We start from the raw sequence: 18,667 nt of genomic DNA on the forward strand, positions 1-18,667 counted from the left end.
TGCCGCATCATAACGAAAAGTCAGACTATCATCTGAAAGGAAACGTCATGTCCTCAAGCATCCATGAAAGCGCCATCGTCGTCGATGGATTGATCATCTCGGATTTCGGGCGCCCGGTCTTCGAGGACATGCGCAAGGGCGGATTGACAGCCGCCAACTGCACCTGCTGCGTCTGGGAAGGCTTCGAAGCCACCATGCGCAATGTGGTCAAGTGGAAGCGCTGGTTCGCAGACAACGACGACATCCTCAAGCAGGTTTACACCACCGCTGACATCCTGAAGGCCAAAGAGGAAGGCAAGACCGGCATCATCCTGGGCTGGCAGAACGTCACCGGTATCGAGGATCAGATCGGCTATCTCGGCCTGTTCAAGGAGCTCGGCGTCGGCATCATCCAGATGGCCTATAACACGCAGAACCTGGTCGGCACCGGCTGCTACGAGTCCAAGGACGGTGGCCTGTCCGACTTCGGTCGCGAGGTCGTCGCCGAGATGAACCGCCTCGGTATCCTCTGCGACCTGTCGCATGTCGGATCGAAGACCAGCGAAGACGTCATCCTCGCCTCCAAGCAGCCGGTTGCTTATTCGCACTGCTTGCCAGCCGGCTTGAAGGAGCATCCGCGCAACAAGTCCGACGAGCAGCTGCGCTTCATCGTCGATTACGGCGGCTTTGTGGGCGTCACCATGTTCCCGCCTTTCCTGAAGCGCGGTCCGGCATCGACTGTGGACGATTATGTCGAGGCAATAGAATACGTCATCGATATCTGCGGCGAGAACAGCGTCGGCATCGGCACCGACTTCACGCAGGGCTATGGTCAGGAATTCTTCGACTGGATCACCCATGACAAGGGATATGGCCGCCGCCTCACCAATTTCGGCGACGTCATCAATCCCGAAGGCATCAAGACTATCGGCGAATGGCCGAATCTTACCGCCGCCATGGAGAAGCGCGGTTGGAAAGCCTCGCGCATCGAGGCCGTCATTGGCAAGAACTGGGTCAATCTCCTGAAGACCGTCTGGGGAGCCTGAGATGGGGAAGCCGCAGGTTGACATCAATGTCGATGATCAGACCGGGCGCTGGTCGGTCGACGCGACCAATATGATCCTGGTGCCGCAGCATTTTTACATGAACAACCACTTCGCCATCGAGGCCGCGGTGGGAGCTGCAGAGCTGGAGCGCATTCTGCGGCCGGCCGGCCATCGCTCGGCCTATTACTGGTGCGAGAAGGAAGCCGAATTCCACGGCATGTCCGGCGTCGATGTGTTCCGTCACTATATGCGCCGCATCACGCAGCGCGGATGGGGCCAATTCGATGTGCTCGACGTGTCGCCGGAAGCAGGGACGGCGACAGTGCGCTTGCGAAATTCGGCAATGGTTGATGGCGAGCGCCGCAACAGTGGTCGCAAGGTGTGTTACATGTTTGCGTCTTGGCTCGAGGGCTCGCTCGAATATGTTGCCGCAAGTGCCGGTCGTGAGGTCAAGTTGCGGGCGCAGGAGGTCTATTGCGAGGCTGAAGGCACTCACGATCATTGTCTGTTCAAGGTCGAGCCGGCTTAATTTACGCTGGGGACCTCTGTAACGATATTAGGACGCGCCTAGGCAGGTTTCCGAATAAAGATGTGGTCAGCCGTGCCACTTCGCTTCAGCTTGGCGCCGAGTGACGGATCGACCAACTGAATGGCGGAAGTAATCTTGCCCTCTGACTCATCCTCTGACGTGTATTCCAGCGCATGCAAATCGTGCCTGGCGCGTCGGCGCTTGAGCGAGCTGAAGCAGTTCGGCCGCAGACGTTCCGATACGTCGGTCATCAGTGTCCACGCATAGTCCTCGATCTGGAGAACGGACCTGACTTCGTCGTCCCAGCCGCAGAGCACAATCTCCATCTGCGAAAACCCGCCGTTGTCGGTGGCAAACGCTGCTGCTGCTGCTTCCACCGACTCGGCGATGTCCGTCGTGCTGCCTGCAAGGATGTCCCTGATCACGACTGTGATCAGCCCGCGGCCGCCGGCGGCGCCTTTCATGACGAGGTGAGCTTCCGGAGCCTGATGGCGTTCGAACCTGCGCCCCAACTGCATTTGTTCAGCGAATTTTTCCAATGGATGATCATCATTGTTACAGGCATGAGCGAGGATCGTGCCGTCGACGCGCGGCCTCACATCATCTTTTTGCCAGTAGGTGTCCGGCAGCCAGGCGGTTTCGATCTCCCGCTGCGCATTTGTGAGCGCCCATGCCTGATCCAGCAGGAAGGACTCCGGCAGATTGGGGTGGCTGCAGGTGAGGCGCCGCCAGATGTCGAGCAGCGCTTCGGCGCGCTCGGTCTGATGGAAGAACAGCGCGCCAGTATTCATCACCCCATTCGGGCGACGGTTGACTGCGAAGTCACAGCCCAGCGCCTGCGGAAGCAGTGGAAGATTGGCGAGCCGCGCCTGAGCGTCGATCCAGAACACCGGGCGGCATGCCTGGCTCCACTGCTCGATGATGAAATCGACTTTCGATGTGCCTTGCCGGGCGTTGCTGCAGTTCGGTGATATCTGCGTTACGACGTGATCGAGGCCCAACCGCTTCAGATCTGCGGTAAGGCCGGCATCCTCGCCCTGAATGTCTGAACTCTCGAATGACGAGATGAAAAGCGTATCCTGCTTTCGATACAATCCGGTCGGCACCGTGAGGGGCTTGACGCCGCCCCACCACACCTGATGCGGCGCATCCGCGCCCTCGGCGCCGAGTGACCCGTGTGCGTGTAATTTCGACTTCAGGCCGTCGAAGGCTGGGCTCTCACCAACGAGCAAAATGACGATTGCATTCTCGTGCAAGGATTCGATTAGCGCCTGAACGCGCACAGCGTGCGTCGCTTCGAACACAATGACCGCAGCGCCAGGCTGAGATACGGCACTGACGCCATCCCAGTCGACAATGCCATGGCACCGGCTCGTTACCTGACGCAAGCGTGCACGTTGAAGCGCGCCCAGTCGCGGGGCGCGCGCATGCTGCCGGAGGATATCGTCCAAGCTGTCGTTCATCGCCGCTGTCTCGTTCGTTTGAATGCTTTGACTGATACGAACGAGCCGACGTCGTCAGGCGGATATCTCTGCGATGCGTCGGCACAATATGCTTCTATATGTTTCAGCTCGGTGCGGTTTGTTTCTACTGTGTGTATCTTCATTGCGCGTGCACGTTGGATGCACGCGGTCAATGTTCTGAAACAAAAAAGATCGCGATGCGCCGCAGATGAGCGCCGCATGCAAGCGTTTTTTCTTTTTCCGACGACGCAGTCCGCTATTTTCAAATTGCGATTCGGCAAGAATTTCCCAGTGAGACGTTGTCTACCGTCGAATCCATTGCTGCAGAGTTGTTAGCATCGGTCTTCGATTGCTGAGTGATGTCGTATCGCTGCAGGTGTTGTCGTTGTGTGCGTAAGAATTCTTTCCATCACTCGCCGCAGTCGATGCGATTTCTCGAGATGCTTTGATGACCTGTTCCCATCAGGCCCGACGTGGCCGCAACAGCCAGTGTAGAAATTTCTGCCTAGTTCTAGGCAGTTTTTTCCCATCAAGTATTTGTAAAATAAGCAAAATTCATCGCCTGATCGTCGCGCGTCACCCGTTCAAGAGTGAGAGGTCGACCAGAACGGCCGTTTGTCGGCGGAGAAATGGGAGAAGGGCATGACGTACGCGCTCCAGATTGCAGACGCTGTCGAAACAATGCCGGTGCAGCTCGAAGCTGCGGAGGATTCTCTGATGCTCGACGCGTGCGAGCCCGCGGGCGATAGTGACGAAGAGCTGCTGGACAGATTAGCCGCAAATGACGAGACGGCATTCAGATGTCTTGTCGAGCGTCATATCGATCGTGCGTTTGGCATTGCGCTTCGGCTTCTGGGTAGTCGTGCCGATGCTGAGGATGTGGTGCAGGACACGATGCTGAAGGTCTGGACGCATCGCGGGCAATGGGAGCACGGCCGCGCAAAATTCTCGACGTGGCTCTACCGCGTTGTCACCAATCGCTGCATCGATCTGCATCGTCGGCCACGCACCGACAATGTCGATGCCGTGCCGGAGCCAGCCGACATCAAGCCCGATGCGTTCAGCACGATGCAGCGCGATGAGGTGGCTAAATTGCTGGAGGCGGCGATGCAGCGTCTGCCTGAGCAGCAACGTGTCGCGGTGATCCTGTCCTACCATGAAAATATGAGCAATGGCGACATCGCTGAAGTCATGAACACGACTGTGTCGGCGGTCGAGTCGCTGCTCAAGCGCGGGCGGCAGCAGCTGCGCGAAATCCTGCGCCGCCACGAGCCGGACATCCTGCACTCGTTAAGCGATTGCTAACTATAAATCTCCAGCCCCGAAATAGACCGCGCCTGAATTGTGAGGGCCATTCCGTTTAGCGAATGGACGGGGGCTGGCCTGCGTCCAGAGGTCCCCGATCGGTCCGCATCCGCGGCCACATTCAAGGAGCAATTTAATGCCCGTTATTTCAACCAACACCGCGGCCAATTCTGCAGTCCGTTACCTGAATATCAACTCGTCGCAGATGTCGAGCTCACTCTCAAAGCTGTCGAGCGGCTCGAAGATCACCCAGGCATCCGACGACGCCGCCGGCCTCGCGATTTCGACGCGCATTTCATCCGACGTCACCACGCTGCAGCAGGCCGCAACCAACGCATCGCAGGCGACCTCGATCCTGCAGACGGCTGATGGCGGGGCCTCGAACATCAGCGACATTCTCTCGCGGATGAAGTCGCTGGCATCGCAGTCCTCCTCGGCGACGGTGACCGACAGCAGCCGCGCCTATCTCAATTCGGAATTTACCGCATTGAGCGATCAGATTGACAGTATCGCGACCGGCACGCGCTATAGCGGTCAGAGCCTGCTGGATGGTACCAGCGCATTCGCCGCGGGTGCGTCCGTTCTGGTCGGCTCGACATCGGCCGATACGATCACCGTGAAGCTCGACGATCTCACCTCCGCCACGTTGGGTGTCGATACGCTCGATGTCAGCACGCAGGCCGGCGCCACTGCAGCCATCGACGCGCTCGACACTGCCATCGATACGGTCTCCGCCGCCCGCGCGACGATCGGTGCGCAGGAATCGCGCTTCAATTTCAGCGCCAGCTCGATCTCGACGCAGTCCCAGAACCTGCAGGCCGCCAATTCCGCGATCACCGACGTCGACATCGCAGCCGAGCAGGCCAAGCTGTCGTCGTCGCAGGTCAAGGTGCAGGCCGCGGTTGCCGCGGAATCGTCGGCGAACCAGATGCCGCAATATCTGCTGAAGCTGCTCGGCTAAGCCGCAAAAACGCGGGCCAGCGGCAACGCTGACCCGCACCTTCGTACAGGAAAGTAAGGTGGCATGGCGACGGTGACGAGCTCGACTTCCGCAGCGGCAACTGCGGCTTTGGCGACGACCACCTCAGGAACGAAGACGACGACCAGCGTCGATTGGGACGCCTTGATCGAGGCGCAGGTTGCCACCAAGACGGCAGCCGCGACCACGATCCAGACCAGCATCACCGCGAATGAGGCCAAGATCTCGGCCTATCAGCAGTTGCAGACGCTGCTGACGACGCTGACGACCGACACGACTTCGCTCTCCAAGTCGATCGTCAATTCACTGTCGTCGAGTGCCTATGGAGCGCGATCGGCGACCATTACATCCACTGGCGACGTGAGCGCCAGTTCTGCCGTCTCGATGGCCATCAGCAACGGCGCGGCGACCGGCGATCACACGCTCACGGTGACCCAGATCGCCACGGCTCACAAGGTGATCGGCACCGCAGTTGCAGACAAGAGTGCCGATCTCGGTCTGGCCGGCACTTTCTCGATCGGCCTGGAAGGCGGCACAAGTGCCGATATCTCGGTCACCAGCGGGATGACGCTGGAGGATCTCGTCGATACGATCAACGCACAGACGTCCACGACGAACGTCCAAGCCTCGATCATCCAGATCTCGAGCAATCAGTACGAGATGATCCTGTCTGCAACCAAGGACAATGCGGATATCATCACCAGTGTCATGTCGGGTGACGATGTGCTCACGACCCTGGGCGTGACAGATAGTTCCGGCGCGTTTACCGACGTGCTGCAGGAATCGCAACCCGCAATTTTCAGCGTCGACGGCATTACGCTGACGCGCGACACCAATAACATCACTGACGTACTGAGCGGCGTCTCCTTTAGTCTGCTGCAAAGCACGCCATCGGGATCGACAGTCAAGATCAGCATCGATGTCGATACAAGTTCGATCCAGACTGCATTGCAGCAATTCGTCACGTCCTACAACGCTGTGCGCGACTACGTAACCACGCAGCAGACGCTGTCGTCGAGTGGAACCGCAGACACGAGTGCGGTGCTGTTTGGCGACGGCACCATGCGTAGCGTCACGACGCAGATGGAGCAGGTCCTGAACTCCATCGTGGGCGATCTGTCGATGAGCGATCTCGGCCTGTCGTTCTCGGACACGAACGATCTTGTGCTCGATACGAGCACGCTCGCCACAACCCTGGCCGACAATCTTGACGGTGTCATCGCGCTTCTCGCCACCAAGACCACGAGTTCGTCGGCGGCGCTCGCGGTTGTCAATACAAGTTCATCGCCGCCATCGTCCTTCGTGATGGATATTGCGGTCGATAGCTCCGGTGCATTGTCGGTCTCGGTGGGGGGAGACAGTTCGCTGTTTACCGTGTCCGGCCGGACGATCATCGGAAAGGCCGGCACGATCTATTCCGGCATGGCCTTCAGCTACAGCAGTACGTCATCGGCATCGGTGACCATCACGTCGACCATCGGGATTGCGGCGCAGATCAACGCGATCGCGAGTGCCGCATCGAACAAGACCAGCGGCTCACTGCAGGATCTGATCACCAATTTGCAATCCCAGGATGACCGGATGCAGCAGCAGATCGATGACATCAACGAGCGCGCCGCGATCTATCGTACAATGCTGACCACCCAATACGCCAAATATCAGTCAGCGATCTCGTCGGCCAATTCCACCCTGGATTATCTGTCCGCCCTTCTCAACGCGTCGAGTGATTAGTCATGCAGCATCAAGCGAATTTTCAGGCCGCCCAGGCCTATCGACAGGCAGCGGTCGCGGTACCGCCGTTGCGGGCGGTGGTCATGATGATCGATGGGGCGATTACGGCATTGCAGAAATCGGTGACGGCGTCCGAGGAGAAGAAATTCGAGGAGAGCCACGATCTGATGATCCGGGCGACTGCCATCCTGCGCGGACTGAGCCATAACCTGAATTTCGATCGCGGAGGCGAGGTCGCGGGAGGCCTGCACACCACCTATCATACGCTGATCATGGCCTGCCTGCGGTCGTTCGGGCAGCCGAACGCGGCGCAGTGCTATGGCCGGATCATTGCGAGCCTGACCGAGCTTCGTGACGCCTGGATTGTCGTCGCGCGGAGTGCCGCGAAGCCCGCCTGATCAGATCGACACCGGCGGGCACGGTGAATTCATCGCACCTGCAGAGTTTAGGATCGTTCGATGTCTTTTTGTGGTTGAAAAGTCGGGGCAGCATTGCCTCGCGACCCGGTCTGTCTTAGGACGCTGGCGTGCCAGTCCGAACGAGGGCTGACATGCAACGTACGATCAGGTGCGTGCCGGGCGAGTTTCCAGAATGGACATTCCCGAGTTTGAAGACCTGCTGGGTCGGCACGGTGAAGACGTGTCAACCTGGCCAGATAACCGGCGGGACGCCGCGGTCGCGTTGCTGCGGACGTCGGAACAGGCGCGTGCGGCGATGGCCGAGGCGCAATTGCTGCGCCGTGCCCTGCCATCGGGCGTCGTGCGCGCGCCGGATGGCTTGGTAGACCGGATCATGCAGAAAGCTCGGCAATCCGATGTGGTTCCCGCGAAGCCGGCAACCAAGCCTGACAGCAAGTAGCTGACGCTTCCGTTACGGTCGCTCCAATCCCGCCAGTGCCGCGGACAATCCCGTGCGCGACTGCCTCCCGTTTCGGCCTTCTACAAAACCTCCCTCGGCCGTCCCAGCGGGCAATTTTTGCCGCGCTTGAGCGCCAATAGCTCGCGCCAAAAAATTTCAGAAAACCTCCGCGGCACAGCGCTTTCTTGTAACGGAGCGCGATGGCTCGCGGGCAGGAGCGGCCTGCAAAGAATCTTTGCCTGAACGGCCGAGACCACCCGTTTCAATAAGGAACGGACTTCACGAGCACTCTTCTCACTGACGCAATTCCGCAGCGCTGCGCGCGCGGATATCGCCGGAGCGCGCCATGACTGTAGCTGCAACGACGTCAACCACGACCACGACAGCCTCGACGGCGTCGTCTTCGTCGGTGACCTCCGCCATTACGTCGCAGCAATTTCTGAACCTGCTGGTGACCGAGTTGCAGAACCAGAATCCGCTCGACCCAACCAATTCGACCGACTTCATCAATCAGCTCACGTCCTACGCCAATTTCGATCAGCAGCAGACGTTGAACAGCAATATGGGCACGCTGGTGTCGTCGCTCAACAGCCTGCTCACGCTGAACTCGTCGAACTATATCGGCCAGACTGTTACCGCCAAAACCGACACCGGCACGCTGAAGGATGGCCAGATCTCGTTCGGTTATTCGCTCGAGTCCGCCGCCTCCGATGTCACGCTGAGTGTCAAGGATTCATCCGGCAACACGGTGTGGACCGGAAGCGGAACCACGGCCTCCGGCACCAACAGCTTCACCTGGGACGGCACGACGACGGACGGCACCCAGCTGACCGACGGTGGCCAGTACACGCTCAACGTCTCGGCCACCGATAGCACTGGTCAGTCTGTCTACGGCTACACGACCGTCACCGGAAAGGTGACCTCGATCGACAACTCGTCCGGCACTCCGATGCTCAATATCGGGAGCACGTCCGTGAGCACCAGCAACGTCATCGGCGTCACTTCCTGAGTTTACTTTGGAGTACTGATTATGAGTCTATCCGGCGCGCTGTCTTCAGCCATCTCCGCTCTTAACGCCCAGAGCTCGGCTCTGGCGATGATTTCCGACAATATCGCAAACTCATCGACGGTCGGCTACAAGACAAACTCGGCATCGTTCGAGTCGCTGGTGACGGGTTCGTCCAGCGCATCGGCCTATTCGTCCGGCGGCGTGACGACGCTCTCGAAGTCCAATATCACGACACAGGGCCTGCTGACGACAACGTCGACCTCCACCAACATCGCGATCCAGGGTAACGGCTTCTTTCCGGTGACGACGTCGCTGACCGGCGGCTCGACGCTCTACACGCGCAACGGCGGGTTCACGACGGATTCCGACGGCTATCTCGTCAATAACGGCGCTTATCTTCTGGGTTGGCGCACCGATGCGGCCGGCAATGTGATTGGCAGCGCTAGCAGCGGAAATCTCACGGCAATTGACACGAGTGTGGCGCAGACCAGCGGCAGCGCGACGGCGACCACCACCTTCTCGGCCAATCTGCCGGCGGATGCCGCGGTTGGCGATACGTTCACCACGTCGATGTCGGTCTACGATTCGCTGGGAACGTCGAGCTCGATCCAAGTGACCTGGGCAAAGACCGCGGACAATACCTGGAGCGCGAGCTTCGGCCAGCCGACATTGTCGTCGGATTCGACGACGACAACCGCGGCAACCCCGACCAGCACCGTGTCGGTTTCTTTCAATACCGACGGTTCGCTGGCCAGCACCAATCCCAGTCCGGCAACGCTGGCGATCACTGGTTGGACCACAGGGGCGGCGGACAGCAACATTACGCTCAACCTCGGCACCGTAGGCGGCACCGATGGGCTGACGCAATATGCCTCTGGCCTATCTACTCCTGCTGTAAACATCACCCGCATCGAGTCCGACGGTCTCGCATTCGGTAAACTGAGCAACATCTCGGTTGGCGAAAACGGCATCGTCAATGCCACCTACTCGAACGGTCAGACCATTGCGATCTACAAGATCCCGGTGGCGACATTTGCCGCTGCCGATCAGTTGGAAGCCCAGAGCAACGGGCTGTATTCGGCAACGGCAGAATCGGGAACGGCTGCGTTGCAGGAATCCGGCACCAACGGCGCCGGCACCATTTTTGGCAGTGAGCTGGAATCCAGCACCACCGATACCAACGAGCAGTTCAGCAGCATGATCTCCGCGCAGCAGGCCTATTCGGCCGCGTCGCAGGTGATCACCGCCGTCAACAAGATGTTCGATACCCTGATCTCGAGCATGAGATGACCGCGATGGTGGCCGAGGCAGACGATGACGCGCTAATGCGGCGACTTGACCGGTTGCTGGCCGCCGCGCAGCGGATCGATCGTGGCGATCGGCGCATGATCCTGGCGCTGCAAGGCGATCTCAGTACGCTGCGTACCACTTTGCAGCAGCGCCGCGACGCGCTCGCGCAGAAACTCAACATCGCCGGCGCGCGTAGCAAGGCGGCGACGGCATATTCCCGGATAGCCTCGCTCGGGCGGCACGCCACGGCAGCCGCGCCCCATCCATCGATCACGGAGTGACCATATGATGACCCGAAGCCCGCCGCTGCAGCCCGCGAGCGCCGATGACGGATCCCGCCTCGAGGATCTGGTCGAGCTGATCGAACGCCTGATCGACGTCGTCGCCGAAGAGAATATCGCTCTGGCGATGGGGCTGCCGGCCTCGCAGTCGCAGCACACGGCGATCAAGTTGGAGCTTTCGGAGCTGTTCGAGGCCTGGGTCAAGGAAGTAGGTCGCAAGAACATGTTGCTTGGCACTTCCGATCGCCAGTTGCAGGGGCGGGTACTCACCCGGCTCGAACAGCTCAGCGTCGCGATGGACGAGAATGTTACCCGCCTGCGCGCCGCGATCGAGGCCAGCCAGCGCCGCATCGACGCCGTGATGGCCGCGATTCGGGAGCAGATATCCGACAGCGCGCCCTACGGCGCCAATGGTCGCATCAATGCGCAGTCGGCATCCTACGCACGCAACGTGCGGATCTGAACCAAGCCGTAATATGAGGTCGCCGCCGTGTCGCTGGAGATAGCCCGCAGCATCGCCGTCAGTAGCCTGATGGCCAGTCAGGTCCAGATCAGCGTCGCCTCGTCGAATATTTCGAATGCTGACACCACCGGCTACACGGTCAAGACCGCCAATCAGGTCGCGACCACCAGTGGCGGCGCCGGGACCGGCGTGTCGATCATCGGGATCACCAGCAGCGTCGACAAATTGCTGTTCAAGTCCCTGATCTCTGCAACCTCGGAACTCGGCGCAGCCAACACCAACAACGACTATCTCAACCGGCTCCAGGCGCTCTATGGCAGCACGACCGGGGCGGAGGACACCGGAACTTCGATCGCGAACACGCTGGCATCGCTGGAATCCGCCATATCGTCGCTCGCCGGCACGACCAGCAGTGCCTCGCTGCAAGCCAATGTCGTAAGCCTGCTTGACAACCTCGCATCGCAATTGCGCGAGACGTCCTCGGGAATTCAGCAACTGCGCGGCACTGCCGATGCCGCGATTTCCTCCGATGTCGATCAGGTCAATGCCAGCCTGCAGGCCATCGCCAGTTTGAACGCCCAGATCAAACAGGCGGCGGCCGCTGGCCAATCGACGGGCGATCTCGAGGATCAGCGCAATGTCGCGCTGCAGACCGTCGCGTCGAAGATGAATGTCAGCTATTTCATTTCATCGACGGGGGATATGCAGGTTTATACGGCGTCAGGCCAGACGCTCGTGGACAACAGCGCGCATCTGCTCAGCTTCACGGCGGCATCATCCGTTACGGCTAATGCCAGCTACTCGGCCGGTTCGTCCAGCGGGCTCAGCGGCATTTCCGTCAACGGCGTCGATGTCACTACGCAGATCACATCTGGCGAAATCGGCTCTTTGCTCAGCCTGCGCGATAGCGTCTTGCCCGCAGCGCAGTCGCAGCTCGACCAGCTTGCCAATACGCTGGCAGACACCCTGAATGCCGCAAGCAATCAGGGCACGTCGTTGCCGCCGCCAACAACGCTGACCGGCACCACGATGGTCACGGCGGCGACTGCGCTGGATGCGACCGGCACGGTCCGCATTGCCGTTGCCGACCAGTCGGGAAGTCTGGTGTCCTATGCCGATCTCGATCTGTCGACCTATGCGACGGTGGGCGACCTGGTCTCGGCCATCAATGGCATTTCCGGCCTCAGCGCATCGATCAATGCCAGCGGGAAGGTAGTGATCGCCAGCTCCAGCAGCAGCAACGGGGTCGCCATCAATGAGATGACGAGTGCCGTCGGCAGCAGCGGAATCGGCCTGTCCGACTATCTCGGCCTCAATGACCTCGTGACCGGAACCGGGGCATCCACCATCGCCGTGCGCAGCGACATCCTTGCCAATTCAGGTTTGTTCGCCGTCTCGACCCTCGATGCATCGGCAACGCTGACGACGGGCACCAAGGTACTGCCCGCCGGCGCGACCGATGTGGTCGATGCGATCTACTCGGCGCTCACGGATTCCCGTACCTTTGGCGCGTCTGGTGGGCTCGGCTCGTCGACCGGTTCGTTTGCGGATTACGCGGCCACGGTCATCGCCAATGTCGCGTCGAAGGCGACGCTCGCGGCCACGACCTATACGTCCAAGTCGACGGCACAATCGTCATTTGCCAATGCGCTGGCGTCGCAGTCGGGCGTCAATCTCGACGAAGAAACCGCGAAGATCAGCACATTGCAGAATCAGTATACGGCCGCGTCGCAGCTCATGCAGGTCATCAACGAGATGTTCTCGTCACTGATAACCGCCGTGCAGAGCGCGAGCTGACGGGAGCCGACTTGATGCAGATGCGCGTTGCCACCTTTGCGATCAACGACCAGATGATTGCATCCGCTTTGCGCACGCAAAGCACCATGGCCAATCAGCAGATCCAGGAGGCTTCGGGTCTGATCTCGTCGGATTTCGGCGGGTTGGGGTCATCGGTGCAGCAGGTGCTTAATCTGCAGGTTTCGGTCACCCGGGCGCAGTCCTATATCGATGCCGCCACGCTGACCAACAGCAAGATCCAGGTGATGTATTCGGCCGTCAATTCGGTGTCCGATCTGGTGACGCAGTTCCGGACCTTGCTGACCAGCGCATCGAGCGCTTCGAGCACGGACGCAGCGAGCGTGACAGAGACCGCGAAGAACATGCTGGAGCAGATGGCGTCGCTGCTCAACACGCAATACAACGGCGGCTATCTGTTCGGCGGTTCTGCCACCAAAACCGCGCCGGTGGATATATCGAGTGCGACCTATGCCGCAGCATCGTCGCCGTCCACCGCAGATACCAACTACTATCAGGGCGACAGCCAGCCCGGCGCTGTACGCGTCTCGGACAACCAGACGGTCTCTTACGGCGTCACGGCGGACAACACCGCTTTCGAGCAGATCATGCGGGCCATGAATCTGGTAGCGAGCAATTCGCCGCTTTCGACCGACACGCTCAATGAGGCGCTCGATCTGGCGGTCGATTCCATCGACAAGCTTGGTGTGGTGCAAACGCGGATATCCAACGCGTCGGCATCAATCGAGCGGGCCAGCGCCTACCAAACCGAGTATCAATCCTATGCGCAGACGCTCGGCAACGATCTCACCAGTGTCGACGTTGCAGCGGTCACCGCCAAACTGTCGACCTATCAGGCCCAGCTTACGGCATCCTACGCCGTGATTGCCAAGGTTCAGAGCCTGAACCTGGCGAGCTATCTGCGGTGATTTGGACACGAGCGCGATCCTAAATGCGTCTTTCTAAGTTATCCTGCCCCAGCACGTCGAGTTGGCTCGAAATCTTCTGATGAAGATCGATATCCTGTTGGCCGATGTTGCACAGGCTTATGGCTTTGCCGATCAAAGCCACTTCACTCGCATCTTTTCCGCTGCGACCGGATTGCCGCGGGGGCATGGCGCCGCGCGACCAGCAATGCAGGTTCCTCAGCGATTTGCTGAAGAAGGCCCACCGATGTCGGGCAGGGTGGTAAAGCGCACATCAGGGTCCTTTCGGCCTCCGCGCTGGCGGCAAGGTGAATGTCGCCGATCAGGACTGCCAATCGCCTGTATCAGCGTGGAAGTGGCACACGGGCCGGCAGTGCGACTGCAGACGCTCAATCACAATGAACCGACAGAGCCCGATCCTCAAGAAAGCCCCCACGTTCATTGTGGGATATAGCAAGCGCCGCAAGCACTGTCCGGTTGTTGATTTCAAGCTTCTGATAGATGTGATGGAGATGTTGCTTGATGGTGCCGTCAGCAATATTCAGCCGCCGCCCAATTTCCTTGTTCGACAACCCTTCAGAGACCAGGCGCATGATCTGACGCTCGCGCTCTGTCAGCACCGCCAGAACACTCTCCGTGATCGCGATACTCTTCTGTTCGGAAGGTATAACGTGATTGACCGCGGGAAGCGGCAATAGCCTTTGGCCAGCCGCGATCTCCCGCAAGGACTGCACCAGGGGTTCGAGCGGCATGTCCTTCAGGATGACACCGTAGGCGCCAGCAGCGGCCGATAAAGCCAGTTGGCGATCTTCAACGACAGCGGTGAAAAAGACGACCCGCGTTGAAAGCCCCTCGGAGTTGGCGATGGCAACGATTTCCAGCCCGGTCAGGCCCGGCATTTCGATGTCTATAATGGCGATGTCCGGCGTTAAATTTCGAAGCGCTTCGATACAGCTCGGGCCAGTGCTGCAGCACGCGACAATCTTGAAGCCGTTTTGCGCTTCAAGCACGCTCGTCAAACCTTGCAGAACCACAGGATGGCGGTCTGCGATCACGACACTGGTGCAACGCATGGGCGGTCCTCAGCCTAGCCCCCAAAACTTAAACTCCACGCGACCCCGGATATTCCCTTCTTAGCCTAATTTTCTGGAGGCTCAAATTCGTTACGCTACATCGCAACGCAACAAAGAAAACACGTAACAACTTTGGGTGGACGTACCTGAAATTGTCACTCAAGGATAGATGCCCCGTATGACGAAGCACGCACTCCCGGTACCGAGTCTGCAGTGATTCCCCCGTTTACTATTATGAACGACATCCCTCAGTACCGGCCCATCGCCTATAACTAAAGGTATATAGGGAGATCGGGAATTCGCATCTAACATTCATAAAATCGTCTCAAACGAGAAGGGAGGCTTCTTCAATTCGACGACGAAATGCTTCTAAAAAGACAGAGTTTCTTGCCGACTGAAAATATTCCAATGCCAAAATTTCTGCCGAAGAAGCGGCGCTTAACCGCCGACAGATCACCAAGAAGGAGCCGAATTTCAATCGCTCCGTTTTTTTTAAATCAGTTTGCGTATGGTTGGGAGGGTCGCGATGCGGAGGCAACAATCTTTTTTTACAATTCTCGTTGGGAAAAATACTTTACTCAGAGAAGGTCTTGCCAGGATTTTACGCTCAGCAAATTTTCGTATCCTAGCCTCAGTATCAAGCGTGGATGATTTGCTCCCGGGTCAACCGCAAGCACACCAGCCTCTGCTTCTTATTGCTCACACTGGCGATGATTTTGACGCCGCGATTGAACAAATCGAACTTTTCAGGGACTACCATCCGGGCGGGCGCATTGCGATCGTGGCCGATCATTATCGAATGGACGAACTTTCTTCTGCGTTTCGGGCAGGTGCCAACGGCTACTTTGTCAACGTTATGACCTGCGATGTATTCATAAAATCCATCGAACTGATAATGATGGGTGAAACGATCTTTCCTCCGGAATTTCTATCATCTGTTCTTGCTCCCGAAGGCAGTCACCCAGGCGAGACGGGGTCGCGCGACCAAAACAAGACGCAGGCGATTCTTATCGCGACAGAAGATATGACCACGCCGCAGCTGTCTCCGCGGGAAAAATCAATTTTGCACTGCCTAATTGAAGGCGCCTCCAACAAAAGCATCGCGCGAACGATCCATATCGCCGAGGCAACTGTAAAAGTCCACGTCAAGGCGATCCTTCGCAAGCTCCGAGTCCAGAATCGGACACAGGCAGCGATTTGGGGGATGAACAACGGATCACTGGCAGAACCGGCAAACAGCAACTCTCCGCCTTTAGCTGGCGATTCGAACGGTCGGCTTTCAAATCCCGTTGCGATGATCTCCGAGATCAAGAAAAACGAGACGTCAGTGCCGCTGGGTGTGATCAACCACGAGCCAAATCATATTGAGGTCTCGCGCATCGACGGTCTGATCCGTAAGGGCATCAACGGAAAGATTTGCGGCACGGCACGAATTGGCAAATAGTCAGCGATTGTTGGTCGCGCCGCTCGATGGCTGTGGGATAGTTGTGCTCATGCCGGTGAACGATCGAGCATAGATACGTGCGCTGTCGATCGCGCGTGTCCTCGCGATGCGATTCAATAAATTATTCCACCGATCTTCGGCGACGGTTAGTGCGATGTCGCTCGCGTGCGTGACGGATGTCGGCCGTCAGTTTCTAACAGGCTTGCTGAAAGGCCGGTTCGTTGCGATATCGTCTTCATTCCAAGCGCGGCGATGTCAATCGGGCCTCGCGATATCGCACGCCAGCAATGCAGCCGAAGTCCGGTTCGGTCTGTCTCGTCCCATCATGCACCACTGCGAGCTGCAGCTTTGCCGCCGCAATACAGTGCTCGCGTGCAATCCAACTATCATTCCGACATCTCATGCAAACGCACGAAGACGCGTGGATAGTCAGCGTCTAGTTTTCTCGTCAATGGCATTCCGGTTCGGCCATCAGCGCCAGGTCGGGCTGTCGCGTTGATATGATGAACGATTGCGCGCTTCAGTAACACAGGAGGATAATATGAAGGCTGTCATCCAATGCGGCGGAAAGGGAATGCGCTTGCGTCCGCATACATCCATCTTGCCGAAACCGCTTATGCCGATCGGATCGCGGCCCGTCCTCGAACTCCTGCTCAAATGGCTTAGACGTAACGGGATCAGAGAAGTCTTCATCACGACTGGATATCTGGGCCACCTTATTCGCAGCGTTTGCGGCGACGGCAATCAGTGGAACATGCAGATCGTTTACACGCAGGAAGTGGAACCGCTTGGAACGATGGGCCCGCTGTCACTTTTGCGAGAACAACTCGACACTCCGTTTCTGGTCCTCAACGGCGATGTGCTCACGGACCTGAACCTCAGTCAGTTCGTGAGCTGTCATCGCCGACACCAAGGTCCCCTCACCATCGCCACCGCCACACGTCCTACCAAGATGGACTTTGGCGTGATCGACGAGACGGGCGGTTGCGTTACCGGATTCCGCGAGAAGCCCGAACTGTCGCATCTCGTGAGTATGGGCATCTACTGCATGGATCCCTCGGTGCTGGACCGCATTCCGTCAGGTGTTCCATTCGGCTTCGACGATCTGATGGCCCAGATGCTGGAAGAGGAAATACCCGTGAACGTATTCAAGCACAACGGCATGTGGCTCGACATCGGGCGGGTGGACGACTTCCTCAAGGCTCAGGATATTGCATGGGACGAGCAGTCGCCCCCGGCATTCGTGGCAACCGTCGCGGCCTGACGAAGACACTGCATGTTACGGCTGCTGCTCGTGCAATCTCAAACGTATCGCTGAATCCGGGATTGGAGATGAACACATGCTATTGGTATCAGAGCCAGTCCTGGGTCCGGACGAGCAAACAGCCCTAGCTTCTGTCATCGAGAGCGGCTGGGTTACGATGGGAGACCGGGTCCGGGAGTTCGAACAAGCGTTTGCTCATCTTCATGAGGCCGAGGATTCGATCGCCGTCGGCTCGTGCACGGCAGCCCTCCACCTCATCCTGCACGCGCTCGGCATTGGGCCTGGCGACGAAGTTCTCGTTCCATCGCTGACCTTCGTCGCCACGGCCAATAGCGTTCTCTATGTGGGAGCGCGCCCCGTCTTCGTCGATATCGATTCGGCCGAGATTCCGTTGATGTCGCTGGATGATGCTGAAGCCAAGTGCACATCGAGAACAAAAGCGATTATTCTCGTCCATTTCGCCGGTTACCTCGCGCATCGCGACACTTGGCAGTCTTTCGCTCGTCGCAAGGGCCTGCTCCTGATCGAGGATGCAGCTCATGCGCCCGGACTGCCCGCAGTGGGGACCTATGGCGAGGCGGCAGCATTCAGCTTTTACGGCAACAAGAACATGACGACCGCCGAGGGCGGCGCCATTATCGCCCGCAGCCGCGCTTTGAGGGAAACCATCAAGCGAGCACGGTCTCATGGCATGACAAGCAGCACGCGACAGCGCCTTACCAGTCGTCGTCCCGATTACGATGTTACGATCCTCGGATTCAACTATCGTATGGACGATTTGCGCGCTGCCGTTGGCCTTGCCCAACTCAAGAAACTTCCGGAATGGAACGACACCAGGCGACGCCTGTCACTGTGCTATCGTCAGTTGATGGCGGAGCATTGCCCAGCGGTGATGATACCCTTCGCGAATCCTTGGCCATCGGCGCACCATCTGATGCCGGTCGTCCTGCCGACGGCAACCGATCGGCAGCCTGTGATCGATCGGCTACGCAAGCGCGGCATACAGACTACGATTCACTATCCCGCCGTCCACCACCTGACATTCTACAGAGAACTCTATCCCGATACATTCTTGCCGCGCACCGAGGAGTTTGCCCAACGGGAGCTCACGCTGCCGCTGCACCCCCGGATGAACCCGGCCGACGTGGAACAGGTAGTGAATTCTCTTGCCGCCGCACTTGGCACGGAGTTTCCATTAGGGGCAATCGCGTAGCCGTGCGCGGGGCAGCGAAC

Annotated in this window: 19 protein-coding genes; 17 read left to right on the top strand and 2 right to left on the bottom strand. The window is 58.7% G+C overall.

Annotation, left to right across the window (positions count from 1 at the left end):
* Nucleotides 1–47 precede the first annotated feature (47 nt).
* Nucleotides 48–1,025 (top strand): dipeptidase, encoded by a 978-nt coding sequence (locus CHC01_RS22765; RefSeq protein ID WP_089266584.1) that lies wholly within the window; start codon nt 48–50, stop codon nt 1,023–1,025.
* Nucleotide 1,026: 1 nt separating this feature from the next.
* Entirely contained in the window at nt 1,027–1,554 is a 528-nt protein-coding gene (locus CHC01_RS22770) for a 4-vinyl reductase (RefSeq protein ID WP_089266585.1), read from the top strand.
* A 38-nt stretch (nt 1,555–1,592) separates the two neighbouring features.
* Here CHC01_RS22770 and CHC01_RS22775 read toward each other — a convergent pair whose 3' ends face one another.
* Nucleotides 1,593–3,017: a hypothetical protein gene (locus tag CHC01_RS22775; protein ID WP_089266587.1), complete on the bottom strand. Its 1,425-nt coding sequence runs from the start codon at nt 3,015–3,017 to the stop codon at nt 1,593–1,595.
* 642 nt (nt 3,018–3,659) lie between these two features.
* Here CHC01_RS22775 and CHC01_RS22780 point away from each other — a divergent pair.
* From CHC01_RS22780 to CHC01_RS32015, 12 genes are all read left to right on the top strand, one after another.
* Nucleotides 3,660–4,322 carry an RNA polymerase sigma factor gene (locus CHC01_RS22780; RefSeq protein WP_089266588.1) on the top strand — a complete coding sequence of 221 codons (663 nt, stop codon included), beginning with the start codon at nt 3,660–3,662 and terminating at the stop codon, nt 4,320–4,322.
* A 136-nt stretch (nt 4,323–4,458) separates the two neighbouring features.
* A complete protein-coding gene (locus CHC01_RS22785; RefSeq protein WP_089266590.1) occupies nt 4,459–5,283 on the top strand; it encodes a flagellin in 825 nt (274 codons plus the stop codon).
* A 63-nt stretch (nt 5,284–5,346) separates the two neighbouring features.
* The gene (gene fliD / locus CHC01_RS22790; RefSeq protein WP_089266591.1) at nt 5,347–7,032 is read left to right on the top strand and encodes a flagellar filament capping protein FliD; all 1,686 of its coding nucleotides are present in this window, start codon (nt 5,347–5,349) and stop codon (nt 7,030–7,032) included.
* Between the two features lie 2 nt (nt 7,033–7,034).
* The gene (locus CHC01_RS22795; protein ID WP_089266592.1) at nt 7,035–7,430 is read left to right on the top strand and encodes a flagellar export chaperone FliS; all 396 of its coding nucleotides are present in this window, start codon (nt 7,035–7,037) and stop codon (nt 7,428–7,430) included.
* A gap of 193 nt (nt 7,431–7,623) precedes the next feature.
* Nucleotides 7,624–7,890 (top strand): hypothetical protein, encoded by a 267-nt coding sequence (locus tag CHC01_RS22800; RefSeq protein ID WP_089266594.1) that lies wholly within the window; start codon nt 7,624–7,626, stop codon nt 7,888–7,890.
* Nucleotides 7,891–8,236: 346 nt separating this feature from the next.
* A complete protein-coding gene (locus tag CHC01_RS22805) occupies nt 8,237–8,899 on the top strand; it encodes a flagellar hook assembly protein FlgD (protein WP_089266596.1) in 663 nt (220 codons plus the stop codon).
* Between the two features lie 21 nt (nt 8,900–8,920).
* Nucleotides 8,921–10,189, top strand: coding sequence for a flagellar hook protein FlgE (gene flgE / locus CHC01_RS22810; protein WP_089266597.1), 1,269 nt, complete (start codon nt 8,921–8,923; stop codon nt 10,187–10,189).
* Complete coding sequence (locus tag CHC01_RS22815) at nt 10,186–10,470, top strand: hypothetical protein (RefSeq protein WP_089266599.1); 285 nt, start codon at nt 10,186–10,188, stop codon at nt 10,468–10,470. Before flgE ends, CHC01_RS22815 begins: the two co-directional genes overlap by 4 nt.
* 4 nt (nt 10,471–10,474) lie before the next feature.
* The gene (locus CHC01_RS22820; protein WP_089266600.1) at nt 10,475–10,933 is read left to right on the top strand and encodes a flagellar protein FlgN; all 459 of its coding nucleotides are present in this window, start codon (nt 10,475–10,477) and stop codon (nt 10,931–10,933) included.
* 27 nt (nt 10,934–10,960) lie between these two features.
* Complete coding sequence (gene flgK / locus CHC01_RS22825) at nt 10,961–12,730, top strand: flagellar hook-associated protein FlgK (RefSeq protein WP_089266602.1); 1,770 nt, start codon at nt 10,961–10,963, stop codon at nt 12,728–12,730.
* A gap of 14 nt (nt 12,731–12,744) precedes the next feature.
* On the top strand, nt 12,745–13,656 hold the full coding sequence (locus CHC01_RS22830) for a flagellin (protein ID WP_089266604.1): 912 nt from the start codon (nt 12,745–12,747) through the stop codon (nt 13,654–13,656).
* A 79-nt stretch (nt 13,657–13,735) separates the two neighbouring features.
* A complete protein-coding gene (locus CHC01_RS32015) occupies nt 13,736–14,107 on the top strand; it encodes an AraC family transcriptional regulator (protein ID WP_141137150.1) in 372 nt (123 codons plus the stop codon).
* Here the strand turns inward: CHC01_RS32015 and CHC01_RS22835 are convergent.
* Complete coding sequence (locus CHC01_RS22835) at nt 14,043–14,726, bottom strand: LuxR C-terminal-related transcriptional regulator (RefSeq protein ID WP_089266606.1); 684 nt, start codon at nt 14,724–14,726, stop codon at nt 14,043–14,045. The two genes, CHC01_RS32015 and CHC01_RS22835, sit on opposite strands and share 65 nt — an antisense overlap.
* Nucleotides 14,727–15,369: 643 nt before the next feature.
* Here CHC01_RS22835 and CHC01_RS22840 point away from each other — a divergent pair.
* The 3 genes from CHC01_RS22840 (at nt 15,370) to CHC01_RS22850 (ending at nt 18,647) form a co-directional block, all read left to right on the top strand.
* Complete coding sequence (locus tag CHC01_RS22840) at nt 15,370–16,170, top strand: LuxR C-terminal-related transcriptional regulator (RefSeq protein ID WP_244558487.1); 801 nt, start codon at nt 15,370–15,372, stop codon at nt 16,168–16,170.
* A 541-nt stretch (nt 16,171–16,711) separates the two neighbouring features.
* Nucleotides 16,712–17,434 (top strand): sugar phosphate nucleotidyltransferase, encoded by a 723-nt coding sequence (locus tag CHC01_RS22845; RefSeq protein WP_089266608.1) that lies wholly within the window; start codon nt 16,712–16,714, stop codon nt 17,432–17,434.
* Nucleotides 17,435–17,510: 76 nt separating this feature from the next.
* A complete protein-coding gene (locus CHC01_RS22850; RefSeq protein WP_089266610.1) occupies nt 17,511–18,647 on the top strand; it encodes a DegT/DnrJ/EryC1/StrS family aminotransferase in 1,137 nt (378 codons plus the stop codon).
* Nucleotides 18,648–18,667 lie beyond the last annotated feature (20 nt).

This window comes from Tardiphaga sp. OK246 (assembly GCF_900188215.1).
GTDB classification, from domain to species: Bacteria; Pseudomonadota; Alphaproteobacteria; order Rhizobiales; family Xanthobacteraceae; genus Tardiphaga; species Tardiphaga robiniae.

Excerpts from the sequence above, each read along its gene's own strand:
- CHC01_RS22765 (WP_089266584.1), top strand. The coding sequence starts at position 48 with ATGTCCTCAAGCATCCATGAAAGCGCCATCGTCGTCGATGGATTGATC.
- CHC01_RS22770 (WP_089266585.1), top strand. The coding sequence starts at position 1,027 with ATGGGGAAGCCGCAGGTTGACATCAATGTCGATGATCAGACCGGGCGC.
- CHC01_RS22775 (WP_089266587.1), bottom strand. The coding sequence starts at position 3,017 with ATGAACGACAGCTTGGACGATATCCTCCGGCAGCATGCGCGCGCCCCG.
- CHC01_RS22780 (WP_089266588.1), top strand. The coding sequence starts at position 3,660 with ATGACGTACGCGCTCCAGATTGCAGACGCTGTCGAAACAATGCCGGTG.
- CHC01_RS22785 (WP_089266590.1), top strand. The coding sequence starts at position 4,459 with ATGCCCGTTATTTCAACCAACACCGCGGCCAATTCTGCAGTCCGTTAC.
- fliD (WP_089266591.1), top strand. The coding sequence starts at position 5,347 with ATGGCGACGGTGACGAGCTCGACTTCCGCAGCGGCAACTGCGGCTTTG.
- CHC01_RS22795 (WP_089266592.1), top strand. The coding sequence starts at position 7,035 with ATGCAGCATCAAGCGAATTTTCAGGCCGCCCAGGCCTATCGACAGGCA.
- CHC01_RS22800 (WP_089266594.1), top strand. The coding sequence starts at position 7,624 with ATGGACATTCCCGAGTTTGAAGACCTGCTGGGTCGGCACGGTGAAGAC.
- CHC01_RS22805 (WP_089266596.1), top strand. The coding sequence starts at position 8,237 with ATGACTGTAGCTGCAACGACGTCAACCACGACCACGACAGCCTCGACG.
- flgE (WP_089266597.1), top strand. The coding sequence starts at position 8,921 with ATGAGTCTATCCGGCGCGCTGTCTTCAGCCATCTCCGCTCTTAACGCC.
- CHC01_RS22815 (WP_089266599.1), top strand. The coding sequence starts at position 10,186 with ATGACCGCGATGGTGGCCGAGGCAGACGATGACGCGCTAATGCGGCGA.
- CHC01_RS22820 (WP_089266600.1), top strand. The coding sequence starts at position 10,475 with ATGATGACCCGAAGCCCGCCGCTGCAGCCCGCGAGCGCCGATGACGGA.
- CHC01_RS22830 (WP_089266604.1), top strand. The coding sequence starts at position 12,745 with ATGCAGATGCGCGTTGCCACCTTTGCGATCAACGACCAGATGATTGCA.
- CHC01_RS32015 (WP_141137150.1), top strand. The coding sequence starts at position 13,736 with ATGAAGATCGATATCCTGTTGGCCGATGTTGCACAGGCTTATGGCTTT.
- CHC01_RS22835 (WP_089266606.1), bottom strand. The coding sequence starts at position 14,726 with ATGCGTTGCACCAGTGTCGTGATCGCAGACCGCCATCCTGTGGTTCTG.
- CHC01_RS22845 (WP_089266608.1), top strand. The coding sequence starts at position 16,712 with ATGAAGGCTGTCATCCAATGCGGCGGAAAGGGAATGCGCTTGCGTCCG.
- CHC01_RS22850 (WP_089266610.1), top strand. The coding sequence starts at position 17,511 with ATGCTATTGGTATCAGAGCCAGTCCTGGGTCCGGACGAGCAAACAGCC.